This window comes from Achromobacter sp. SIMBA_011, assembly GCF_046535435.1.
Classification (GTDB): domain Bacteria; phylum Pseudomonadota; class Gammaproteobacteria; order Burkholderiales; family Burkholderiaceae_B; genus Achromobacter; species Achromobacter dolens.
The window spans coordinates 1-272 of the sequence record NZ_JAWRWN010000471.1 but is presented as its reverse complement, the minus strand read 5'-3'; the positions used below and the strand labels follow the sequence as shown (position 1 = coordinate 272).

Sequence of the window (272 nt, the reverse complement as noted above, 5' to 3'; positions counted from 1 at the left end):
CAGCTCACGTGGAATACGCAGCATGTAGGTCCGCAAGAGCCAGATGGCGGTGGGGATCAGGAAGGCGGCGCCGGGAATGATCATCGCCAGATAGGTGTTCAGCACGCCCATATTGCGCATCAGCCGGTAAAGCGGGATCAGAAGGACCGCGCCGGAAAACATGTTGATCGCCAGAAACGCGCCGAGCAATTGCCCGCGACCGCGAAACTGGAACCGGACGAAAGCATAGGAGGCCGGTACCACCAGAAGCAGAACGATGATCGTCGAGATCG

At 59.2% G+C, this 272-nt stretch carries 1 pseudogene; it reads right to left on the bottom strand.

The features are described from left to right. Positions 1-272 (bottom strand): annotated as a pseudogene (locus SB816_RS31760) (hypothetical protein); the annotation flags it as partial.